Annotated in this window: 30 protein-coding genes; 8 read left to right on the plus strand and 22 right to left on the minus strand. The window is 70.3% G+C overall.

The genetic code is table 11. The features are described from left to right. Positions 1-8 precede the first annotated feature (8 nt). From WG212_RS08140 to WG212_RS08230, 19 genes are all read right to left on the minus strand, one after another. A complete protein-coding gene (locus WG212_RS08140) occupies positions 9-410 on the minus strand; it encodes a DUF3168 domain-containing protein (protein WP_337186581.1) in 402 nt (133 codons plus the stop codon). Between the two features lie 2 nt (positions 411-412). Beyond that, positions 413-898 carry an HK97-gp10 family putative phage morphogenesis protein gene (locus WG212_RS08145; RefSeq protein WP_337186582.1) on the minus strand — a complete coding sequence of 162 codons (486 nt, stop codon included), beginning with the start codon at positions 896-898 and terminating at the stop codon, positions 413-415. After that, positions 895-1251: a head-tail adaptor protein gene (locus WG212_RS08150; RefSeq protein ID WP_337186583.1), complete on the minus strand. Its 357-nt coding sequence runs from the start codon at positions 1249-1251 to the stop codon at positions 895-897. The genes WG212_RS08145 and WG212_RS08150 overlap by 4 nt, the downstream gene beginning before the upstream one ends. Before the next feature lie 8 nt (positions 1252-1259). Continuing rightward, positions 1260-1670 carry a hypothetical protein gene (locus tag WG212_RS08155; RefSeq protein ID WP_337186584.1) on the minus strand — a complete coding sequence of 137 codons (411 nt, stop codon included), beginning with the start codon at positions 1668-1670 and terminating at the stop codon, positions 1260-1262. Positions 1671-1725: 55 nt separating this feature from the next. Next, positions 1726-2295: a hypothetical protein gene (locus WG212_RS08160; protein ID WP_337186585.1), complete on the minus strand. Its 570-nt coding sequence runs from the start codon at positions 2293-2295 to the stop codon at positions 1726-1728. Positions 2296-2298: 3 nt separating this feature from the next. Further along, positions 2299-2559, minus strand: coding sequence for a hypothetical protein (locus tag WG212_RS08165; protein ID WP_337186586.1), 261 nt, complete (start codon positions 2557-2559; stop codon positions 2299-2301). Positions 2560-2666: 107 nt separating this feature from the next. Beyond that, positions 2667-3173 (minus strand): hypothetical protein, encoded by a 507-nt coding sequence (locus tag WG212_RS08170; RefSeq protein WP_337186587.1) that lies wholly within the window; start codon positions 3171-3173, stop codon positions 2667-2669. Between the two features lie 95 nt (positions 3174-3268). Beyond that, positions 3269-4720, minus strand: a complete 1452-nt coding sequence (locus tag WG212_RS08175) for a phage major capsid protein (protein ID WP_337186588.1) — start codon at positions 4718-4720, stop codon at positions 3269-3271. 73 nt (positions 4721-4793) lie between these two features. Then, positions 4794-5555, minus strand: coding sequence for a head maturation protease, ClpP-related (locus tag WG212_RS08180; protein ID WP_337186589.1), 762 nt, complete (start codon positions 5553-5555; stop codon positions 4794-4796). 1 nt (position 5556) lies between these two features. Further along, positions 5557-6867 (minus strand): phage portal protein, encoded by a 1311-nt coding sequence (locus WG212_RS08185; RefSeq protein WP_337186590.1) that lies wholly within the window; start codon positions 6865-6867, stop codon positions 5557-5559. After that, entirely contained in the window at positions 6864-8642 is a 1779-nt protein-coding gene (locus tag WG212_RS08190) for a terminase large subunit (RefSeq protein ID WP_337186591.1), read from the minus strand. Before WG212_RS08190 ends, WG212_RS08185 begins: the two co-directional genes overlap by 4 nt. A gap of 3 nt (positions 8643-8645) precedes the next feature. Further along, the gene (locus WG212_RS08195; RefSeq protein ID WP_337186592.1) at positions 8646-9182 is read right to left on the minus strand and encodes a phage terminase small subunit P27 family; all 537 of its coding nucleotides are present in this window, start codon (positions 9180-9182) and stop codon (positions 8646-8648) included. Positions 9183-9279: 97 nt separating this feature from the next. Next, the gene (locus WG212_RS08200; RefSeq protein WP_337186593.1) at positions 9280-9666 is read right to left on the minus strand and encodes a hypothetical protein; all 387 of its coding nucleotides are present in this window, start codon (positions 9664-9666) and stop codon (positions 9280-9282) included. 83 nt (positions 9667-9749) lie between these two features. Then, a complete protein-coding gene (locus WG212_RS08205) occupies positions 9750-10286 on the minus strand; it encodes a hypothetical protein (protein ID WP_337186594.1) in 537 nt (178 codons plus the stop codon). A gap of 198 nt (positions 10287-10484) precedes the next feature. After that, entirely contained in the window at positions 10485-12383 is a 1899-nt protein-coding gene (locus WG212_RS08210; protein ID WP_337186595.1) for a hypothetical protein, read from the minus strand. Then, a complete protein-coding gene (locus tag WG212_RS08215) occupies positions 12380-13582 on the minus strand; it encodes a CHC2 zinc finger domain-containing protein (protein WP_337186596.1) in 1203 nt (400 codons plus the stop codon). The genes WG212_RS08210 and WG212_RS08215 overlap by 4 nt, the downstream gene beginning before the upstream one ends. Continuing rightward, positions 13579-14448 (minus strand): hypothetical protein, encoded by an 870-nt coding sequence (locus tag WG212_RS08220; protein WP_337186597.1) that lies wholly within the window; start codon positions 14446-14448, stop codon positions 13579-13581. Before WG212_RS08220 ends, WG212_RS08215 begins: the two co-directional genes overlap by 4 nt. Further along, a complete protein-coding gene (locus WG212_RS08225; protein WP_337186598.1) occupies positions 14445-14645 on the minus strand; it encodes a hypothetical protein in 201 nt (66 codons plus the stop codon). The genes WG212_RS08220 and WG212_RS08225 overlap by 4 nt, the downstream gene beginning before the upstream one ends. Positions 14646-14649: 4 nt before the next feature. After that, positions 14650-15000, minus strand: coding sequence for a hypothetical protein (locus WG212_RS08230; protein WP_337186599.1), 351 nt, complete (start codon positions 14998-15000; stop codon positions 14650-14652). A gap of 92 nt (positions 15001-15092) precedes the next feature. On the opposite strand from WG212_RS08230, the gene WG212_RS08235 reads away from it, so the two are divergent. Further along, a complete protein-coding gene (locus WG212_RS08235) occupies positions 15093-15320 on the plus strand; it encodes a hypothetical protein (RefSeq protein ID WP_337186600.1) in 228 nt (75 codons plus the stop codon). Between the two features lie 77 nt (positions 15321-15397). Here the strand turns inward: WG212_RS08235 and WG212_RS08240 are convergent, their stop codons facing one another. Beyond that, positions 15398-15640 carry a hypothetical protein gene (locus WG212_RS08240; protein WP_337186601.1) on the minus strand — a complete coding sequence of 81 codons (243 nt, stop codon included), beginning with the start codon at positions 15638-15640 and terminating at the stop codon, positions 15398-15400. On the opposite strand from WG212_RS08240, the gene WG212_RS08245 reads away from it, so the two are divergent. Then, a complete protein-coding gene (locus WG212_RS08245) occupies positions 15630-16379 on the plus strand; it encodes a hypothetical protein (protein ID WP_337186602.1) in 750 nt (249 codons plus the stop codon). The two genes, WG212_RS08240 and WG212_RS08245, sit on opposite strands and share 11 nt — an antisense overlap. Here the strand turns inward: WG212_RS08245 and WG212_RS08250 are convergent. Continuing rightward, a complete protein-coding gene (locus WG212_RS08250; RefSeq protein ID WP_337186603.1) occupies positions 16376-16918 on the minus strand; it encodes a hypothetical protein in 543 nt (180 codons plus the stop codon). The two genes, WG212_RS08245 and WG212_RS08250, sit on opposite strands and share 4 nt — an antisense overlap. 7 nt (positions 16919-16925) lie before the next feature. After that, positions 16926-17213 (minus strand): hypothetical protein, encoded by a 288-nt coding sequence (locus tag WG212_RS08255; protein WP_337186604.1) that lies wholly within the window; start codon positions 17211-17213, stop codon positions 16926-16928. Between the two features lie 348 nt (positions 17214-17561). On the opposite strand from WG212_RS08255, the gene WG212_RS08260 reads away from it, so the two are divergent. The 6 genes from WG212_RS08260 to WG212_RS08285 all read left to right on the plus strand — a co-directional run. After that, positions 17562-17933, plus strand: coding sequence for a hypothetical protein (locus WG212_RS08260; protein ID WP_337186605.1), 372 nt, complete (start codon positions 17562-17564; stop codon positions 17931-17933). A gap of 2 nt (positions 17934-17935) precedes the next feature. After that, positions 17936-18118, plus strand: a complete 183-nt coding sequence (locus WG212_RS08265; protein ID WP_337186606.1) for a hypothetical protein — start codon at positions 17936-17938, stop codon at positions 18116-18118. Then, positions 18115-18714, plus strand: a complete 600-nt coding sequence (locus WG212_RS08270; protein ID WP_337186607.1) for a 3'-5' exonuclease — start codon at positions 18115-18117, stop codon at positions 18712-18714. Before WG212_RS08265 ends, WG212_RS08270 begins: the two co-directional genes overlap by 4 nt. After that, positions 18711-19208 carry a hypothetical protein gene (locus WG212_RS08275; protein ID WP_337186608.1) on the plus strand — a complete coding sequence of 166 codons (498 nt, stop codon included), beginning with the start codon at positions 18711-18713 and terminating at the stop codon, positions 19206-19208. Before WG212_RS08270 ends, WG212_RS08275 begins: the two co-directional genes overlap by 4 nt. A 67-nt stretch (positions 19209-19275) precedes the next feature. Then, positions 19276-19539: a hypothetical protein gene (locus WG212_RS08280; protein ID WP_337186609.1), complete on the plus strand. Its 264-nt coding sequence runs from the start codon at positions 19276-19278 to the stop codon at positions 19537-19539. Then, positions 19527-19833 (plus strand): hypothetical protein (locus tag WG212_RS08285; protein ID WP_337186610.1); only part of this gene is annotated, 307 nt, incomplete at its 3' end. The genes WG212_RS08280 and WG212_RS08285, both read left to right, overlap by 13 nt.

Consider the following 19833-nt stretch of genomic DNA (forward strand, 5'->3'; position numbering starts at 1 on the left):
TCCTGGGGTTAGGCGGTTTCGTGATGCCAGCAGCGGACGTCGATGCTGGCGCGGAACAGGCTGGTGGCGCGGTCGACGCCGGCGCCGGGGGTGGGGGTCCAGCTCGCGTGCGAGCGTTCGGGAAACGCCTCCAGCGCCGGGCCCTTCAGGCGATCCAGGGCGGCCAGGGCGCGGCGGCGAAGGTCCAGGGCGGCGGCCTTGCTGGCGGCCCAGCAGTCCACCTGGACCACGTACTCCGTCGTCGGGACACGCCCGCGCATGGTGTGGCGGAAGCCGCCCCCGCCGATCTCGTGGAAGATCACCGCAGGGACGCGCTTGCGATCGGGGAGCTGGTCCCAGTGCGCCCGGTCCACGACCATCTCCACCACGTCCGCATCCGCCAGGAACGCGGCCTTGAGCAGCGCTTCCACGCTCAGGCCTTGGCCTTGGACGCGGCCCGCGCCTGGCGCTGCGCCAACCGGTCGGCCGTCTTCTTCACCTCGGCCGCCGAATCCGTGGCGATCTGGCTCAGCGCCGACTCCGCGTGAACATCCCAGGCCGGGCGCATGAACGGGGTCGGGGGATGATGCTCGGCGCCGAACTCCTGCGGCATGGCTTGCGGGTAGCCGTCCTTCGTCGGCCCCATGTAGACGCGGACGTATCGGCCTCGGGCGTCCCGATCGCGGCGGACCGAAAGGCGGCTACTGCGTTGCTCGCCCGACACCTGGATCGACGACTTCAGGTCGTGCGGCGGGCCGGTCCGGGGGTCGTCGGGCGCCAGGGCGCGCGCGGTCTCGGCCATCGGCTCGATCGCCTTGGTGAGGACACGCCGCAGCGTGCCACGGCCCAGCGCCTTGGGCAGGGCGTTGAGGTTCGCGAGGGTTTGCGACAACCCTTCGATCTTGACCCGGGTCTTCATGCCGGTTCGACCGGGCGCGCCATCGCCGACCACTCCAGGCCGGACCGGCGACCCAACTCCTTGCGGCTGACCAGGGCATAGGTCAGGCCTTCGCACAGGACCTGCTGGGTCAGGTCCAGCCCGGCCAGCTCGGCGCTCCAGTGCGTGACGAAGCGATCGGTGATCACGCGCTGCACCTGGGCGGCCGCGACGCGCTCGCCGTCGCTCACGGGCGTCCGTCGCCCCATGACGGTGGCGAAGGTCTCCCATCCGGCGGGCACGGCCTCGCCCAACGCGTCCTTGCGGACGATCGGGCGCTGGAACGCCACCGTGCGATCGAGCGACCCGAGCGGGCCGAGCGCGCCTGCGGCCACGATTGGCTCTAGGCCTTCACCACACCGGCCTCGACGATGTTCACGTCGATGACCGACGTGGAGATCCCGAAGCCAAGGAACACGGCGAAATCGCCGGCCAGCACATCGTCCAGGGGGCAGATGCCGCCCGCCGTGGGCGAAAGGAAGTAGGGCACGCTGGCCGCGACGGTGGCGCCGATCGCGACCTTGCCTTTGACCAGCACCGTCAACGGCTGGTTCGCCGCCGCGGCGTGAAGGGCGATCCCCGCCGGTGAGCGCAGGGCGGAGGTGGCGTGGTCGCAGTCCGCCAGCACGTACTTGCCGGTGGCCTCCTTGGCCACGACCTGGCCGGCGGTGACGGCCGCGCCGGCGAGGCCCGTTTCGGTGCGTGCGCCGGCGCCTTGCAGGACGTTGGCGGCGGTGATTGTCAGGTCGGCCATCTGGCCCTCCAGGTTTCGGTTTGGGTTGTGATGCGGACAGGGCGGCGCGCGGGGGTCAGCCCACGCGGCCGCGGCGATAGCGTTCGATCACCGCCTCGGCGGCGGCGGGGAGAGCGTCGGAACCACGGTTCTCGAAGCGCTGGCCCACGATCACCTTCAGGGCGCCGACGATATCGGCCGGCAGGTCGGCCGCCGCGGGCCCGAACCCGGCTTTGAACGTCACCTTGATCGCGCCGGGGCCGACCTTGTGGGCGGGCCAGCTCACCCCCTCCGCGGGCCAGATCCGCAGCGGCCGGCGGTCGAGGTCGAAGACGTAGTCGTCGGGATCGAGGGGTTGTTCGGCTCCTATCGGGTCCAGGTAGGTCACGTCGACGACGGCCGAGACCGGACCCAGCGGCACGTCGATGCGGGCTGGCCAGCGGTCGAGCGACAGCCGCCAGGTCTGTTCGATCAGGCACACGCCGATGCCGGATGGGCCCTCGAAGGTGGCGATGGCGTCGGCGATGAACCCCGCCAGGACACCGTCGTGGTCCGCGACGCCCGTCAGGTTCAAGTGGCTGCGGGCGTCCTCCAGCGACAGGGCGTCGGCGATGGGCGCCGAGACCCGGACGAGGCGGTTCCACATGGGTCAGGCCTTTTCCGCAGCGGCCTTCTCCGCAGCGGCCTTCTCCGCAGCGGCCTCGGCGCCCGCGCCTCGGCCGCGCGTGACTTCCACGAACCTCGCCCCATCCCTGGGGACCTGGTTACCGATCCGCTCGGCGGCGGCGCGCCTCAGCCAGCGGTCGCCGAAGTCGTCGGCGCAATCCCACGTCGATCCGGCGGGGAAGGCCGGGCCCTTACCGGGCCCCTCGGTCTCGTAGATTTCGTCTCGGAGGAAGGTGATACGCATGGCGGGTCCTTTGGCGGGCGCAGCGATGCGCGCGGCGCGCGCATGCGGAGTGGGGACGGGGAAGCGAAGCGGGACGCCCCGCGAAGGGCGTCCCGACGCCAGGCGCTCTAGTCGACGATGGCCGACGGCAGGCCCGCACCCGCGAACCGGGCATTGCGGAGGATGTAGAGCGCACAGCCGATCTGGGCGTTCGTGCCCGCGTCGGGGATCGAGACCTGCACGCAGTCGTAGCCGTTGGAGACGTCGAGGTCCGAGGCCTGCACCTCGATCGCGAACAGGCCCTCCGCCTCCGCGCTATCGGCGTCGGTGTGCGTGTTGGCCGCGGCCTGGGTGGCCGTGGTGAACGCCCCGATGCCGGTCTGCGTCCCGATCTTCTTGTCGATGCGGGTGAAGTTCAGGGCCTTGGCCCCTGTGCCAGCCACGGCCGTGGCTTGCTGCAGCGTGATGACGGGGTCTTCGCCGGCCGTGCCCGCACCTTTGAACACCACGATGGTGACGCGGTCGAAGTTCTTCAGGCTGACCCAGTCGCCATTGTTCGCGGCGGTGGCCAGGTTCACCGGGACGATCGCGGAGACGATCTGGCACGCCTCCACCAGCAGGTTGTTGTGTTGCATGACAGGTCTCCGCCCGGGCGGCCTCGCCGGCCGGGAAGCTGGGGCCGGCGGCGGTCTGGCCGCCGCCGGCGAGGTTCAGAGGAAGAGGGCGCGCCCTAGCGGCTGGCCAGGGTGACGAACGGCGACATGGTCGACGATCCGTCGCGGGGCGAAGTGGCTTTCGACCACCAGGGCTGGCCGCCGATCCGCAGCGTGAACTTGAACGCCACCAGATCCTGGTCGAACCACAGGTGCATGGAGACGTCAGACTTCAGGCCGTTGGAGTCCCGCCCGCCGCCGGTCTTCACCAGCGAAAGATACTGAGCCAGGTCCACCAGCATGATGTCCCCCAGGTCGCCGATGGTCTCGCAGACCTGGTGTGGGATCACGGGGCGGCCCTTGAGGCGTCCGTAGGGCGCTTCCGAGAGACCGCCGGGCGGCATGTAGACGGGCTGTTGGCCGACCGACAGGAAGTCCAACTGCGGTTCGGCGTCCGGGTGGACAAGCCACACGGCGTTGCGGCGGCTCGACGTGGGCATGCGCGACCACATCTTCGAGATGTTGGCGGCGACGATCGTATCGGGTGTCTGGCCGCCCTCGGCCGCCACCGTCACCAGCGCCGGCGAGTTCATGAACCCGAGAGGCTGGCCGGCGCCAGTACCTCGCACGATGGCGTCCGAGACCTTGAAGTCGATCTTCTCCGGCGCCTTGCGGCCCAGGTAGCCGTTGAGCGCCGGGGCGTCCTCCAGCAGTTCCTCGGTGACCGGCACCAGCACCGCCAGCTTGTGCGCCTTGAACGTCTCTTCTTCGAGCTGGATCTTCGACTGATTGATCGCGGCGGCCTCGTTCGTCCAGTAGGCCTGGATGCCGCCCGTCGTGTCCCACGGCGTGGTCATGTCCACGGGCATGGTGATGCTGTTGGACGCGCTGCGCATCTGGTCGGTGCGCGCCACCAAGCTATCCTCGCCGAACACCTTTTGGGCGATGGCTTCGCGGAAGTCCGGCGGTACGGCGAAACCGCCATCCGCGCCGACCGACTCCGAGCTGACGGAAGACGCCGCGGCGTTCCGCAGACGGGGATCGACGTCGCCGCGGTGCGTGGCCGCATTGCGAACCGAAGCGGCAAAGTCGCCGAAGTTCCGGAAGCCGCCATTGCTGCGGCTGTTCGAGGGCCGCGGCTCCGCGCCGAGCCGCTCACCGCGGTTGGTCGGACGATCGACTTGCTCAACGCCGTCGTCGGGATCGGTTCGGCGGCCACGGGGTGCGTTCAGCAGCTGGCCCTGGTCGAGGACGCGGACGCGGGCCGAGATCTGACGGTCCAGCGTGTCGAATTCGGCCGAATTGTCCTCGATCTGCTTCAGCTCGGCCTCGGTCAGCTCGCGCTTCTCCTCTTCGGCCTTGGCCAGGATGGCGGAGCTGCGCTCGTTCAGCTCGGCCTGGCGATCGCGATGCGCGACGATGGTGGGATCGTCGAGATGGTCTTCCAGGCGATTGAAGATCGGGAAGGCGGCGACGGCCGAGCAGGCGAGCAGGGCCGCGACGCTCACCGGGATACGGTGCGAGTGCATGGGAGTCTCCAGGATGTGTGAACCGCCGTTCGGCGGGCGAAGTCGGCCCTGCGGCCGGCTTGGGGATCGGCGGCTAGGCCGCGGAACGCTTGGCCAGGTGCGTCGCGAGCTGTGCCCGCTGCAGGGCGACCCGGGCCGCGATGGGGTGGGGCTTCGGCGCGTCCGTCTGCTCGGGCGCGACCGGCGGAGCCAGGCCCTGGGTTTCGTTCGCCAACCGCGCCACGTCGGCCGCCGCGCGGGGTTTCGGCCGGTCGCGCCCGGCCCAGAACGCCTTCGGGTCGCCCGATGCCGCGACGCGGAGGTTCTCCTCGATCGCGTCGACGAACAGCAGCTCGTGCGCCTCGGCGGCGGTGAACCAGGTCTCGTCGTCCATGTAGCTGCGGATCGCGTCCAGGTCCTGGCCGGTACGGGCATGGTAGACGTCGGCGATCGTCGCGGTAACCGTGTCCAGCAGATCGGCGACCTTGCGCATGTCCTTGGCTTCGCCGAACACTACGCCCGAAGCGTTGTGGATCATCAGGAAGCCGGCTTCGGCCATCCGGATCTCGTCGCCCGCCATGGCGATCACGCTCGCGATCGACGCCGCGACGCCGTCGATGTGCGCCACGACGCGGGCCGGGTGGTTCTTGAGCTGAGTGTAGATCGCGACGCCGTCGAAGACCTCGCCGCCATAGCTGTTGATCCGCAGGTTGATCGTATTGACCGACCCCAGGGCCTTCAGGTCCGCCGCGAACTGTTTCGCCGAGACGCCCCCCAGCCAGCCCGCGCCCACGTCCTCGTAGATGAACACCTCGGCCTCTTCGCCCTTGGCCGTCATGCTGTAGCCAGCGCCCATGTCAGGCCTCCTGTTCCGGCTCGTCCGGATCTTGGTCGTTCTCGTCGAACTGGGGGCCGCCGTTGTGGCCGATCGGCGCCGCCGGCGCGGTGGGCGGCGCGGTGGCGCGGTCCAGGGTCTGCATGTTCACGGGCACGAAGCGGACGTCGCCTTCGGGACCGAACCCGTTCATGTCCTCAAGTTCGCAGATCTGGTTCGGCGAAAGGCCGGCCATCTGGAACATCCGCCAGTAGAACTCGGATCGGCTCTTGGCGTCGCCGCGCATCAGCGCCTGAAGGTGCAGCTTGGTGTAGAGGCCCTGGCGGTTCCGGGCGCCGAACAGCTTGTAGTCGGCCTCGTCTTCCAGAACGCGGGCCCAGGGCGTGATGCTGTCAACCACCACTTCGATCGACTGGTGTTCGATGTTCGAGAACGTGGCGCGCAGCAGGTGCATGACCTTGTGCGGCGGAACACCGAACCAGCGGCAGATTTCCTCGACCTGGTGCTGTCGGGTCTCGATGAACTGGCTGTCGTTGGGTTGGGTCGACAGCCGGGAGAACTTCATTCCCGCATCCAGGATGACGGTCCGCTCGCCCTTCGGTCCGCGATAGAGCTGCTTCAGCTCCTCCCGCAGCGCCCCGAGGCCTTCGGGCGTCAGGCGCTTCTCGGTCTCCACGATCCCCGAGGGGTTCATCCCCTGTCCGAAATAGGTGGCGCCAAACAGCTCCGTGGCCTGGGCCCATCCGATGCTTTCCGCCGCGAAGGCGATCACGCTCAGGCCGACCGCGCCGTCGCCCATGCCACGGACGTGGAACATGTCCATGGCGCCCAGTTCGACGTACCCGCCGCGTTCGTTCGAGACGCGGTAGGCCAGTTCGCCCCCGTCGCGACGGAACGGAGTGACCCGCTCGGGGTGGATCGGCCAGAGCGCGAACACCGCGCCGCGATTGTCCCGCTCGATCTCCGCGTAGCCGTTGCCGTACCGAAGTGCCCACTGCATGAGGGTCTGCCGGAACACGAACGCGCCCATCTCCGCGTTCGGGCGGCGGTTCAGCAGCCAGTCCACGGGATGGCTTGGACGAGGGACCCGGCCGGAACGCGGATCCTCTTCCATCACGCGCCAGGGAACCTGCGCCACCGCGCGCGAAAGGTACTGTACGCAAGCCCACACCGTGGCGTTCTTCAGGGCGTTGTCGGCGTCGACGTAGACGCCCGCCGCCGAACGGCCAGTGACGATCCGCCGGGCGGCCGTGGAAGTGGCGCGGGTCAGGCGGTTCCACGCCGTGGAGAATGCGCGCGCCGCGCGTATCAGGGGGCCTGAGCCTTGGGTCATGCAGCCTCCCGCTCGGCGGCCTCCCGACGCTGCCGGGCCAGCTTCTCGTAGACGCTCTCTTCCGGCTCGCCGGGATCGGGCAGGGCGATGCCGAGGGCCATCACGCCGCCGACGATGCCGTCGATGCGCCTCGTCGAGGCCGACTTCGACGGCTTGATGTTGTCGGCGGCGTCCGTTTCGATCGCCACAGCCTTGGCGTGTTCGCGCAGCAGCGGATGGCCGCCGTGGTCGAACCCGTTGTCCAGAACCAGGCGCTCCAGCTCCTTCGCCGGCGCCGACATGGACGCGAAACCCTGGCCGAACAGGCAGGCCGCAAGGCCTTCCTCTCGCAGCTTCACCGTCGTCTCGATCGCGTTCCATCGGTCGATGGCGATCGACCCTGTGTGCTGGGGAACCTCGGACTCCGCCGACCCCGCCCAGGCGATCTTGAACTTCGCCCCGTCTGCCAGGATGTGGGCCCGGATCGCCGGATAGTCCGCGACGTTCCCCGGCGTGGCGATAAGGCTCCCGCTCTCCGCGTACCGGCCTTCGGTGTCGGCCATCCGGTCGTAGCGGATCTTGTCGCGCCGGCTATGTTCCTTGATCAGCGCCGACGGCTTGAAGAACCGGGGAAGCATCACAGGGCGGGCGAGGCCATCCTGGATCGGAAACCACCACACCAGCGCCGACAGGTCGTTGACCGCCGCCAGGTCGAGGCCGCCGTAGCACTTCTTCCCGATCAGGCGGCGCTCCAGCTCCCGCCAGGGCGTCGCGCCGACGCAGTGATCCCAGCCGAACCGCCGGCCGTCGTCGTCGACCGCGTCCATCGGAAGCCAACGGACCGCCTGTTCGGTCCAGAGGTTGAGGCGGTAGCGCTTGAAGTCGTTCTCGTACCGCGGGAGCTGGCGCGCCCGCTTCAGGTCGGTGTTGAAGGCGTCCACCTTCACCGAGACGGCGAAGTTGGGGTTCGCCCGCTTGTGGACCTCCGGGTCGGTCCAGTCGTCATTGTCGTTGGCGGCGTAGATCACCACCAGGGTGTCCGGCGCGTCGACCTCGCCGGCGACAATGGCCTGGCACTCGTCCCAGACTTCCTCGCCGTAGGTCCCTTTCACTCCAGCCGTCGAGATCAGGATCTCCAGCGGCTGGCGACGTGCGGCGGCGCTGTCGTGGACGAAGGTGTAGAGGTCCCCCGACTTCCATTCGTGGATCTCGTCGCCCACAAGGCCCGACATGTTCAGGCCATGCTTGCCGTGCGGTTTGCCCGACAGCGGGCGGATCGAGGCGTTCAGCTTCGGGCAGTAGATCGAGGTCTTCAGCGTCTCCAGCAGTTCGCCCAGCGCCTGGGAGTAGGCGACCATCGTGGTCGCCTTGTTGAACACGATCGAGGCCTGGTCCTTCTCCGCCGCGATCGAGAACACCTGTCCGCCCGGCTCGGCGTCGCCCAGCAGCATCAGCAGCATCAACCCGGCGGCGAACTCGGTCTTGCCGTTCTTCCGCGGGATCCAGATGAAGCACCGGCGGTAGCGTCGCGTGCCGTCCGCCCGCTTCCACCCGAACAGCGGCCGGACGACGTCGTGTTCCTGCCAGGGCTGCAGAACGAAGGGCCGACCGGCCCACTCGCCCTCGGTGAGGCACAGGTACTTCGGGAAGAACTCGGATGCGGCCTGGGCGGCGCGAGCGTCGAACCAGAAGTCCCCGTCGCGCCAGACGCCCGCCTCGGAATCCCAGGTCGCGCCCGGGTACTTCGCGAAGCAGGCCGGACGTTCAGGTTCGGCCCACTTCCGCGCGGCCGCCATGCGTCAGTTGAGGGCGCCGATCGGGGAGTCGATCGGCTGGGCGGCGGTCGCCGCGCCTTCCGGTCGCCGGTCGGAGTCGAAGGGCAGTTCGCCACGGCCAGGGACCGCGCGGGCGGCGAAGATCCGCTGGCGCTCCGAGGGGTTCATGCCGAACCGGTCCTCGACCGCCAGCAGCTGGCGCTCCAGACGGTCCGCGATCAGGAACGCCGGGTCCGCGCGGCGTAGCTTTCCGCCTTGCGTCGTCGTGGCGTCATAGGTGTAGCCCCGCTTGTCCAGGGCCTCACGCATGTCCAGCCATTTGCCGAAGTTGCGGCAGTATCGGGCGAACGCCGGCTCGTCGACGGCCGTCAACAGGCGCATGTCCCGCAGGATTGGGCCGCGCTTCTGCCAGATCTCCAGGCCCTTGCCCTTCAGCCAGGCCGGAGCCCTCAGCCCCGCCTCGGGCGCCTCGCCCGCCGCGACTTCCGGCGAAGCCTTCCGCGTGCTGCGCACCGCGGCCTTCGCCGCCTTCACGCCCGCGGGTTCCGGCCGACGTCCCATGGGCGCCTCCCACAAAAAAATCCTCAGGATTCCCCGAAAACTCGCACGACACTCCCCCGCCGGTCCGAAGCCGGAGGTCGGTGGACTTTCGACCCCCCTATCCCCCTCGGCGGGGACGGCCGAGCCGGTCGGCCAGGGCGTCGAGGGTCGAGGCGCCGCGGCGCTCCGCCGCCTGTTTGGGTCCGGCGTGGCAGTCGGTGCAGGCCGAGACCCACCATTCGCGGCGCCAGAACAGATCGTCGTCGCCCTGGTGGGGGTAGAGGTGATCGACGCACGCCACCTCGGCGACCCTCACCGAGCCGAACGCCCCGACCTCGCAATACTGGCAGAAGGGGAACTCGCGCCGGTGATCCGCCGACGCCCGATCCCACGTCGCGCTGTAGCCCCGCGCCCGCGCCGATCCCCGACGCGCGTCATAGCTGCGGTTGGCCTCGCGCCGCGACCGCTGCGACTTCGCGCGATGCAGGGGCGGCATGACGGGCATGGGCGCTCCCCGAAACGCCGAAGCCCGCCGGGTGAGGCGGGCTTCGGTCGCAGTTCGTGCGGTGAAGGATGACTGCCGCGATTCTAAATAATTCCGCAAGCCATCGCGATCTCGGGCGGTCCAGCCTCGAACGCCACCAGCATGTCCAGCGCCACCTTCAGCACGGCTTCAAGCTCGCGCGCCCGGCCCTGATCCCCGCCGGCCAGATACCGCACCGTGTGTCCCGCCCCGCACACCCCATCCAGCACGGTGAGCATGTCGACCTGCCCGCGCAGAACGGCATAGCGCCACACGAACATCTGCCGGCGGGCGTCGCTCATCGCCTCGACCGGGCTCAAGGCCACGCCGCCCCCGCCCACGCTCGCGTCCAGGCACGAGCGCGTGGAGACCTCGCCCGCGTCGCGGTAGCCGTCCCTGTACCGCCCGGCCACCACTCGCTGGGCGGCCGTCAGCCGGCCCTTGTCGATCAGCCACTGGAGGCCGTCCCGCATCTCCGGCTCGGTCTTGGCCGGCGTCGTGCGCGCGGCGCGCGCAAGCACCTCGTCCCGCGCCGGATGCTGCGGCCTGGCCTTGATCGCCTTCAGCATCTGCCGCCGCTGGCGGTTGGACATCACGCCCATGGAAGCCTCCGAACCGACCGTCCCAGACCGTCCCGGCTGGTGTCCCGGTCTTTCTTTTTGAAAACACTAAAGAAAATAGAAGGTGGGACGGTTGGGACGCATGGGACGCAATACGCCCGTCTCGCGCCCGCCTGCGCCCGCACACCCACCTGAGTCTGCCGGGGCGTCCCAAGCGTCCCAGCGTCCCACCGGGCCGGATTAGTCAGGCCATTCAAGGTCTTCCTCCGGGACGACAGGTGGGACGTTCGGCGGGACGGCCGCCATCGGGCGTAGCGGGACGACGCCCGGGGCCATCGACGGGGCCGCAATCTCCAACCAGGGGGCGAGGGGGATCGCGAGCGCCCTGACCTTGACGCCCACCCCGAACCGCACCGGATGGCGCGGCGACCAGGTCGCGTGGTCTTCGCCCAACGCGTCCAGGTGGCCGAGAACGCGGCGCCAGTCCTGCCAGTGCGTGCCGCGGAAGACGGACTCCAGGCGCGGGTGATCGTTGGCGACCAACAGCCATGGTCCCGGCCGCCCGTCCGGGGCGGCGTCCTCCAGGATCTTCAGGCCTATCGCCTTCAGGACATCGTCGTAGTCCCGCTCCATGCGCGACCAGCGCTGGAGCAGCCCGCCGACCGTCTCCGGCCGGTCGCGGACGTGGATGCGGGCGTCCGCCGACATCAGGTGGGCCAGGGCCTGGGCTCCGGCGTTGGTCACGGCGGCCGTGGCCTCCCGGGCGGCGATCAGTGGACGCCAGAAGGCCACCTCGGCCGCGGCCTCGTCTTCGGTCAGCGGCGCGTCGAACAGCAGCAGCCGGCGGCCGGCGATCATCATAGCCAGCAGGTCGGCCGACCGGGGCGTCTCGCCGCTCTGCGACAAGGCGGCCGTCACCGCGTCTAGGTCGGCGCGATATCGCCACGCGCCCTTCAGCGCCCGGCCCAGCAGCGCCGGCGCCAGCGCCCGGGCTTTCGATTTCGCCGCGTCCAGGTCGGCCCGTGTCGTCGCGCGGCCGCGAAGCGGCAGGAGCCGGATCTCCACGAACCGCGATGCGTCGGCGGGGCCGAGGCGCGGCGGCGCGATCCCGGCCACCATGGCGGCGCCCACTGCGGTCTGCGTGACGGTCCCGCCGCCCACGTCGCCCTGCTTGCGCCGGCCCCCATCGCCGGTGGCCATGCGCCGCAGCAGCTCCAGCGCCTTCTCCACCACGCCGGCCGCGCCCCTGGGATCGGCCCCGCTCTCGGCCTCGTCGATCAGGACCGGCCGGGCGTTGCCGGCCAACTCGTTCTTCAGGCCGGCTTCCGAGAAGCTGTCGATCACCTCGACGCCCAGCCCCGACAACAGCGCCTGGACGAACAGCATCAGCTCGGTCTTCCCCGAACCCTGGAGGGCATGGACGAGCAGATGACCGCGGAACGGCGCGAAGCCGCCCAGCAGGCTCGCCATCAGCCAGCCGGCCACCACGTCGGCGCCGGTCAGCCCCTCCCGCCCGATGGGCTCGAAGGCCCAGCGATCGAGCCAGTCCCGCACCCACTGGCCGTCGACCGACCCGCACGCCTTCTTCGGCCGGGGCGCGGGGGGGCGTAGGCGATAGAGCGGTCCGCGCCGCACCCGCAACGCCTCGAAGATCGACAGGTCCTCCGCCTTGCCCTTCTGCGGCACGCGCCAGATCCGGTCGCCCAGGTGCAGCACCAGGTGCGGCCCAAGGTCCGCCGCCTCGTCGCCCGGCCACACGCCCAGCTCGCGCAGCGGCCGGCTCGAGTCCCACAGGCCGGCCTTTCGGCAGTTCCGCACGAACCACACCGCGGCCTGCTCCCGCTGAAACTTGCCTTCCTTGTCGCGCCAGTTGGCGAGGAAGGCCTGTCCGGCCGCGCAGGCGAAGATGTCCGCCCGCAGCATCGGCCCGACCTGGCGGGCGGGCTCCTGGCGGATCTCGCCTTCGGGCATGGCGAACACCACCTTGCCGGCGAGGAATCCCAGGGGCACGACCGGGCAAAGGCCCAGGTCCGGGTCGATGAACGGCACGATCTTCGTGTCCGCATCGTCGCCCGCGTCCTCCAGCGGATCGGCGGCGATCGTCTCGTACCCGTCGAGGCCGTCGTCGTTGTCGTTCACGCCGCACTCTCCCGCGCCAGAACGCGGCGCAGCTCGTCATTGAAATCCAGCCCGGGCGGCGGCAGGACCGCCCGCACGTCGGCGCACCCGGCCGCTTGCCACACCCCCGTCGCCAGCCGCGCCGCGATCCGCGCCCGCGCCTCGGCGCCCAGCCGGATGTCCACCGGCTTGCCGCGGCCGGTCCGCCCCCGGGCGCGGACCTCGCTCATGTCGCGGTCGATCGCGATCCACACCGTGGGCCACGGATTGTCGGGCCGCGGCGGCCAAGTGAAGCCGGGCTGGTCGGGATCGCCGACGGCCCGCGCGGGGTCAAAGCACCCGTCCGCATCACGCCGCCACCCGCCCTGCAGGCGGTTCAGCGACAGCGCCGCGCAGGCGTCCGCCACGATCCCGCGCCGGGCCAGGAAGGTCGCCAGCGACAGCGATGTCTCGATCCCTTCGCCCACCACCAGGTGCGCGGCGGCCTGCGAATGCGGGCCGACCAGCCACGCGCCGCCGGGGCGGCCGTCCAGGGACTGCGGTCCCCACATCCGCTTGGCGGGCGAAAGCTGTGCCTTCCCGGCGGTGGCGCGGTCCAGATAGGTGGCGTGGACGCCGCCCGTGGGCACGACCTCGCCGTCCGGGCCGGCCACCACCACGGGCGCCACGATCGCCGGCGCGCAGACCCAGGCCCGCGCCCGATCGTCCCAGTGGTGCTTGGCGCGGGCGTGGTAACGCAGCCGGTCGGCCGCGGCGTCCACGATCCCGGGTGCGAGGCCCCGGCCCAGCAGGTAGCGCGCGCCCAGGGTCCCGGCGAAGGGCTGCGCCTCGGCCAGCATCTCGGCCGGCACCCGGTCCGACGCGCTCTCGCCGCGCGGCGTGGGATCGGGCCGGGCCCGCGGCTCCGAGATCGGCACGTCCTCGCCCAGCAGCCAGCGGGCGGCGTCGAACGGCTCGACCCGGCGATGCCGCGCCACCAGGTCGACCACGTCGCCCCGGGCGTCGCAGCCATAGCAGCGGAACTTCTCGCCGCCCTCCATGATCCTGAACTTCGAGGTCCCGCCGTCGCAGAGGACGCAGGCCCCGCGCTGGTCGCGGCCCGACCGGGTCAGCTTGACGTTGTTGCGCTCCAGGTAGTCGGCGATCGACACTTTCGCCCGCGCCCTGAGGAACACGCTGTCGCCACCTGTCGTGCGCGCGCCGCGCGCATGGCTGGTCATGGCCGCGAGCCCACCCCGAACCGCCCCGCGTCGTCGGGGCGGGTCAGCCGGTCGCGTGTCTTGGGCGGGATCGGCCAGGTTCCGGCCACGCGCCCGCCGTCCGGCGTCCGCGCCATGAACCGCTCGGGCCGCAGCGCCGGCTTCAGCCAGACGAACCAGGCGTAGAAGGCGGCCGTCGAACCCTCTGGCTCCCACCGGCCCTTGTGCATCGGCACGCGTTCCGCGAACGGCATGACCATCGTCAGCGGGCAGTCGCAGGTCAGCAGCCCGTGCCGCCCCACGCTCTCCAGCGCCGAGATCTTCATCAGCAGCGCCAGGCCGCGCCGCGCCCGTTCCCAGCCCAGCCGGATGAACGCCTCGGCCTGGTTGAAGGGCGGATTGGTGACGATCCAGTCGGCCCTCGGCGCGCCATCCGCCGGGCCGGTGAAGTCGAGGATGCGGTTCCCGTCGTACGGCCAGGCGTCGCTGGCGTGGACCACGGCGAAATAGTCCGTCAGCCCGTGGACCATGTGACCCGCGCCGCACGCCGGCTCCCACGCCGATCGCGCCCGCGGATCCAGCGCCAGGATGCGCTCGCCCCCCGCCCGCGCCGCCCAGGGCGGCGTCGGGTAGAAGTCCTCGTCGTCGTCGGGCGAGACCCGGTGCGCCGACAGGAGGGGGAAAGACACGCCGCGCGCCATCAGGCCCTCTCGAACCGCCGCGCGCCAGAATCCGGGCACGCCGCGAACCTCGACGCTGTCGCCCGAGATCCGCGCCACGATCAGGTCGCGGTCCATGGGGTGCGCGGGCCGGCGCTTGCTGCCCGGCGCGGGGCTGGCGTCGACCAGGCGCACGCGGTCGCCCGGCTGGAACGGCGGTGCGCTCACAGCTTCGCCTCCGGAGACTTCAGGAACTCCGCCACCACGGGCACCGACCGGCCCAGCGCCCGCGCGATGGCCGCCGGGCCGAACCGGGCGCGACGCAGCTCCAGCGCCTTCGCCCGTTCGGGCGCCGAGAGGATCGCGCCCTTCCAGACGCAGCCGGTCTCCCAGCTCCCGGTCCCGCGCTTGCCGCCCCCCGCCATCGCCTCACCCGTCCAGGTCGGCGCGCGGGCGCGCCGGGACGTTCGGCGTCGCCAGGACGGCGGCCACCGCCTCGGCCAGGTCTTCCACCTGGGCCGCGAGCGCCGCGCGCATCTCCGCCGGCGTGGTCGCCAGCACGCCGGCCTTGGCCACCAGCTGCAGGAACACGCTGCCCCGGTGCGCATGGCCCGGCGGCGGCACGGCCCGGGCGCACGCCCGCGCCGCGGCGGCCAGCTCGGGGCCGAACCGCGCGTTGCGCGCCGCCTGTCGGGCGCGCCGCACCAGGCGCGACCAGGCGGCCTGGTCCTTGGGCAGATAGCGGCCGTCGTCGGCCCGGCGGGGGCGGCGGCGGATCATGCGGCGCCGCCATCCTCCCCCGGACCGGCGTTCGCCGGGCCGGGGGACTCGGTTCCTACTGCAGCTTCCAGACCAACAGAGGAACTCGGGGAATGCTGGACAAGAAGGCCCTCGACCGCGCCGAGGTGGCGGCGCAATGCCCCCACTGCGGACATCAGCAGTCGGCCGTGTTCGGTCAGCTCAAGCGTGACCCGCGCGTCACCTGTCTCGCCTGCGGGGACGCCTACGACACCGAACCGGACAAGCTTGAGCAGCAGATCGCCCAGGCCCTCCGGTCGGCGCAACAGCGCCTGAACCGCCAGATGAAGCGCTTCAAGTGAATCCAGGGTCCCGCCCACCTCGGCGACCAGGTCGGAGAGGGCGGTGGCGGCCGGATTGTCGGTGAGGAGCCGGGTCATCAGGCGGCCTCGTCTCGGGCGGAGCCGGCTGGCGGCTCGAAGTCGCCCCAATGGATCGGCTGGGCCGTCTCGCGGGTCGCCGCGATCAGCAGTTGCTTGATGGCGTCCGCCACGCCACGCCCGCCCTTCAGCGCCGCACGCCAGCGATAGACCGTCTCGACGGCTAGCCCCGGCCGCAGTGCTTCCGCTTCGGCATGAACGACCTTGATGGTCAGCGCCTCGATCTTTTCGATGGCCTTCATCACTCGACTGTGCTGTTTGCAGAAAATGCAAACAATGGCTGAGCGGGTTTGCGATTCGCGTCAATCGCCTTCATTTGCGAGACCTGCAAATCTCCGGCGCATGTCGAGCCGCGTAGAAGCCACGTCCCCACAGGCCGCCGAGTTCAAACGCCTGTTGGAGGAAAGTGGGAAAAATCAGATGGATGCCGCGGCGTGGCTTACCCGGACGGTTGGCCGGGCGATCGGCAACCACACGGTCAGCCGATGGGCCAACGGCTACACCAAGATTCCTGTGGACGTGATGGACGCCATGCGGAGCCTAGTCGACCGCGAGGATGCGCCGGCGCCGGCCCAGCACGTGAGCGCCCTTACGGAAAGCGGTGAGGATGTGCCGCTGTTCGGCTACGCCAACGCCGCCGGCTCGGTGCTCAGGCTGAACGACGATGCTCGGATCGGCGTCGTTCCGATCCATCCTTCACAGCGAGGGTCAAGATCAGCTTTCGCCTTTGTGGTCTTCGGCGACAGCGTCGCGCCCATGCTCAATCATGGCGACGTCGGTTACGCGATCCGGAATCGGCCCCCGAGGAAAGGACAGCCCTGTCTGATTGAACTGCGAGACGGGGAGACACACGTCAAACTCTTCAATCGCACCGACGAGCGCACGCTGTTTGCCGACCAACTTAATCCCAAGAAGGAACTGACCTACGCCCTGAGGGACGTGGTCGCCATCCACGCCGTGGTCGGTGTGAGCTTCGGCTAGTTCGCTTCAACCTCAGCCGGCGCTGGCGGTGATGGGGCGGCCGGGGCCGGAGCCGCGACCGCACGGCGGACGAACAGGGCTTCATCGACCTTCTCGAAGGCGCGCTGATATACCGCCGGGTCCTGGATCGGTTGATCGCGGCGAGTATTCCAGCCGTAGGCTCCGGACATAGATTTTGTAGAGACGAAGTTCAGCCGAACTCGGCTCATCCCGCTTGGCATCTGTTCAATGAAAGCTGTGGCGCGCGTGTTTCCGGAGCTGGACATATCACCCAGAGCTTCCCAAAAACTGGTTCTATTCGTTGTCGCGCTCTCGGCCGTGATGAACCCGGTGTTCATGTCTGCGCTTCCCACCGAGTAGCCGAGGTCCTGAAATACATCCATGACGCTGCTGAACACCGTCGGCTTCGGAGCGTCGAATTCTTTCTGCTGCATTGCTTGCAACTGCATGGGTGTGAGCTGCCCCTTCTTTTGGGCGGCAGCTACATCGGGAACACTCAACACGGCCAGTACGGCGGCAACGACTGCGATCTTCTTCATGTGGCCCTCAGAAGTCGCTGGTGCGGCTGTGGAAGTCTGACACCACCTTAGTCTTGGGGTCGAACTTGATGATCAGCGTGATGGTGCGTTGGGACTGCTGAAACCCTTCCGCGTACTGTCCGGAGCCAAACAGCACGACTGTGAAGTAGCTCGACCCGCCCGATGCTTGGGAAACGGTAGCGTGACGCTGGTACGACCAAACCTCGTTTCTCTGGCCGTCCAACGTCACGATGTTCGGCGCGCCGAACGTCTCCAGGATCTGCGCCTGCGTGGTGGTCCCGGGAGTGACGTTCATAGAGACATTCCCACTCGTCAGCGTACTGTTTCGCTGATCCACCGGGCCAGGCGCTGGCGTCGCGCATCCTGCGAGGCCCAGTAGGCCCAAGAGGGTCAGACCCAAGACCGCATTCCTCATCGTATCCTCTCGCTCCAGACGCGAGCCCCAGCCGCGCACTTTTCGCGTGAGGTTCCAATGGTATGCGGGTCACGGTCAAGCTCAGGTGCGGTGTAAGGCGTCTTGCGGTTTTGCAGAAAATGCAAAATCGGTCTTGACGAAAATTGCAAACACTCGGCTTCCTCTGTTGATGAGGCGCTGAACTCCGCTCGCGGAGATCGCGTCGATCACGACCGGAGGAGGACGCCCATGCCCCTACCCATCGCCCTGCCGCTTACGCGCCGAGGCCCCGCCGCTCGGTCCGAGGGCGGCGTGCCCGATCGGATCGCCGACCTGGTCCTTCGGCTGGAGGACGATGCCGCGCCCGCGCTGGCCGTCACCACCTGGGTCGTGCGCGGCCGGGGCGGGGTGACGCCCTGGGTGGTGTGCATCCTGTCGGACGGGGCGCGCGAGGCGTTCAGCCCGTCCGACGCGCGGGTGCTGGCGGTGGCGCTTCGGGATGCGCTGGGCGTTCAGGGCCAGCTCCACGCCTGGGCCGACAGCCTGGACGACGCCGCCGAGGCGGCCGAGCGCCAGGCCAGCGCGGTGCTGCTGGGCGCCGGCGCGGGCGGGTGGGCCTGAGCATGGCGCACCTTCCCTGGATTCTCATGGGCCTGGGCCTCGCCGGCCTCTCTGCCATGACCGCGGTGGTCGCCGACTGGATCGGCTGGCGTCTCGCCGCCGCGGGCGCGGCCCTGGTGTCCCTCGCCAACCTGGGCGTGGTCGCCGGCCACGTCGTGGCCCTGGCCGAGGGGATGGGCGCGTGAGCCACGATCCCCTGCACATCATGGTCGATCTGGAGACGTTCGGTACGACACCGGGCGCCGCGATCGCTTCCATCGGCGCCGTCGCCTTCGATCCCCGGACGGGCGTGATCGGGCCGACCTTCTATCGGGTTGTCGACCTGGGCAGCTGCGCCGCCGCGGGCCTCACCTTCGAGCCCTCCACGATCACCTGGTGGCTGCGCCAGAGCGAGGCCGCTCGGGAGGCGCTCACGGAAGCCCAGGCCTGTGAGCTTGGTCACGCCCTCGGCTGGTTCCGGATGTTCTACATCCAGAATTGCCGCGGGCGGCCGATCTGGGGTCACGGCGCCAACTTCGACGAGCCGATCCTGAGCGCAGCCTTCCGCGCGGTTGGCGTCGCGATCCCGTGGTCCTATTGGGACGCCCGCTGCACGCGGACCCTCTTCGCCATGGCGAAGGTCAAGCCCGACCGCGCGGCCGGGACCCACCACAACGCGCTGGACGACGCCCTGGCCCAGGCCCACGCGGCGATCGCCGCCTACCGCGCGCTTGGACTGGCCGACGCCACCGATGCCGCTCCGGCTCCAGACCCGGCTCCGGCGGAGGCGGGCAGGCCGTGACCCCCTCGGCGAAGACCGCCGCCAACCGCCAGGCCGCCCGGGCCGAGGCGGCGGCCGTCGCGGCCACGGCGGCCGCCGGGGCCGTCTGCGTCGATGCGCGCGGCGCGCGCATCCGCACCGTCGCCATCCACCTGACCGGCTTCGCGCCGCGGTGCGAGGGCCTGGCCATCGACAACCCCAGGCGCTGGGCGACGCTCTACGGCGTCTCGCCCGAGCGGGCGCTGCGGGCGCTCCTGAAGCGGCTGGCCCGCGCGCCCCGGGCGGTGCGGTTCGCGCCGGGGCCGGCCCTCGGCGACGTCGACGTCCTGGCCGAACCGACGGTCCAGGCGATGGGCCGGGCCGGGCCCGACGCCCTCGTGCCCTTCGCCACGGTCTGGGACGGCCTCACCGAGGCCGAGCTGACCGAGGCCCAGGCCGCCCTGATCGCCGCCGGCTGGGAGCCCCCGGGCCGCGTCGGGTCGGGAGGTCCCGAAGGGCCGACGACCGCGGCCTAGCAAAAAACGAGATCCCCAAGCCCGGCGGGGTCGAGACCGGGCGCCCACCACGAAGGACTCGATCCTCATGATCACCCAAGACCACGGCCTCTCGATCGTCATCGCCGATCGGGGCTGGGTGTTCGTCGGCAAGGTCACCTCCGACGCCGATTACACCCACATCGAAGGCGCTCGCTGCGTGCGGCGCTGGGGCACAAGCAAGGGCCTGGGCGAGCTGGCCAAGCTCGGTCCGCGCCCGAACACCGTGCTCGACGAGGCGGCCGACACCAAGATCGCCGCCCGGGCCGTCATCGCCATCGTGCCCTGCGAGCAAGCCGCATGGAGCGCCTGACGACCCTTGACGGCCAAGGGAGCGGGACCGGACGCCTGTCCGGCTCCGGCTCCGGCTCCGGCTCCGGCTCCGGCTCCGGCTACGGCTACGGCGACGGCGACGGCTACGGCTACGGCGACGGCTACGGCTACGGCGACGGCTACGGCTACGGCTACGGCGACGGCGACGGCGACGGCTACGGCTACGGCGACGGCTACGGCGACGGCGACGGCGACGGCTACGGCGACGGCGACGGCGACGGCGACGGCGACGGCGCCGGCGCCGGCTACGGCTACGGCGACGGCGCCGGCGACG

It is taken from the genome of Phenylobacterium sp. (assembly GCF_037189685.1).
In the GTDB taxonomy this organism is placed as follows: Bacteria; Pseudomonadota; Alphaproteobacteria; order Caulobacterales; family Caulobacteraceae; genus Phenylobacterium.

Coding starts and splice junctions, on each gene's coding strand:
- WG212_RS08280 (WP_337186609.1), top strand. CDS start 19,276: ATGATCACCCAAGACCACGGCCTCTCGATCGTCATCGCCGATCGGGGC.
- WG212_RS08195 (WP_337186592.1), bottom strand. CDS start 9,182: ATGGGACGTCGGCCGGAACCCGCGGGCGTGAAGGCGGCGAAGGCCGCG.
- WG212_RS08175 (WP_337186588.1), bottom strand. CDS start 4,720: ATGCACTCGCACCGTATCCCGGTGAGCGTCGCGGCCCTGCTCGCCTGC.
- WG212_RS08205 (WP_337186594.1), bottom strand. CDS start 10,286: ATGGGCGTGATGTCCAACCGCCAGCGGCGGCAGATGCTGAAGGCGATC.
- WG212_RS08145 (WP_337186582.1), bottom strand. CDS start 898: ATGAAGACCCGGGTCAAGATCGAAGGGTTGTCGCAAACCCTCGCGAAC.
- WG212_RS08250 (WP_337186603.1), bottom strand. CDS start 16,918: ATGAAGAAGATCGCAGTCGTTGCCGCCGTACTGGCCGTGTTGAGTGTT.
- WG212_RS08200 (WP_337186593.1), bottom strand. CDS start 9,666: ATGCCCGTCATGCCGCCCCTGCATCGCGCGAAGTCGCAGCGGTCGCGG.
- WG212_RS08230 (WP_337186599.1), bottom strand. CDS start 15,000: ATGATCCGCCGCCGCCCCCGCCGGGCCGACGACGGCCGCTATCTGCCC.
- WG212_RS08245 (WP_337186602.1), top strand. CDS start 15,630: ATGGCCTTCATCACTCGACTGTGCTGTTTGCAGAAAATGCAAACAATG.
- WG212_RS08225 (WP_337186598.1), bottom strand. CDS start 14,645: ATGGCGGGGGGCGGCAAGCGCGGGACCGGGAGCTGGGAGACCGGCTGC.
- WG212_RS08185 (WP_337186590.1), bottom strand. CDS start 6,867: ATGACCCAAGGCTCAGGCCCCCTGATACGCGCGGCGCGCGCATTCTCC.
- WG212_RS08180 (WP_337186589.1), bottom strand. CDS start 5,555: ATGGGCGCTGGCTACAGCATGACGGCCAAGGGCGAAGAGGCCGAGGTG.
- WG212_RS08170 (WP_337186587.1), bottom strand. CDS start 3,173: ATGCAACACAACAACCTGCTGGTGGAGGCGTGCCAGATCGTCTCCGCG.
- WG212_RS08240 (WP_337186601.1), bottom strand. CDS start 15,640: ATGAAGGCCATCGAAAAGATCGAGGCGCTGACCATCAAGGTCGTTCAT.
- WG212_RS08190 (WP_337186591.1), bottom strand. CDS start 8,642: ATGGCGGCCGCGCGGAAGTGGGCCGAACCTGAACGTCCGGCCTGCTTC.
- WG212_RS08165 (WP_337186586.1), bottom strand. CDS start 2,559: ATGCGTATCACCTTCCTCCGAGACGAAATCTACGAGACCGAGGGGCCC.
- WG212_RS08215 (WP_337186596.1), bottom strand. CDS start 13,582: ATGACCAGCCATGCGCGCGGCGCGCGCACGACAGGTGGCGACAGCGTG.
- WG212_RS08235 (WP_337186600.1), top strand. CDS start 15,093: ATGCTGGACAAGAAGGCCCTCGACCGCGCCGAGGTGGCGGCGCAATGC.
- WG212_RS08155 (WP_337186584.1), bottom strand. CDS start 1,670: ATGGCCGACCTGACAATCACCGCCGCCAACGTCCTGCAAGGCGCCGGC.
- WG212_RS08265 (WP_337186606.1), top strand. CDS start 17,936: ATGGCGCACCTTCCCTGGATTCTCATGGGCCTGGGCCTCGCCGGCCTC.
- WG212_RS08260 (WP_337186605.1), top strand. CDS start 17,562: ATGCCCCTACCCATCGCCCTGCCGCTTACGCGCCGAGGCCCCGCCGCT.
- WG212_RS08255 (WP_337186604.1), bottom strand. CDS start 17,213: ATGAACGTCACTCCCGGGACCACCACGCAGGCGCAGATCCTGGAGACG.
- WG212_RS08160 (WP_337186585.1), bottom strand. CDS start 2,295: ATGTGGAACCGCCTCGTCCGGGTCTCGGCGCCCATCGCCGACGCCCTG.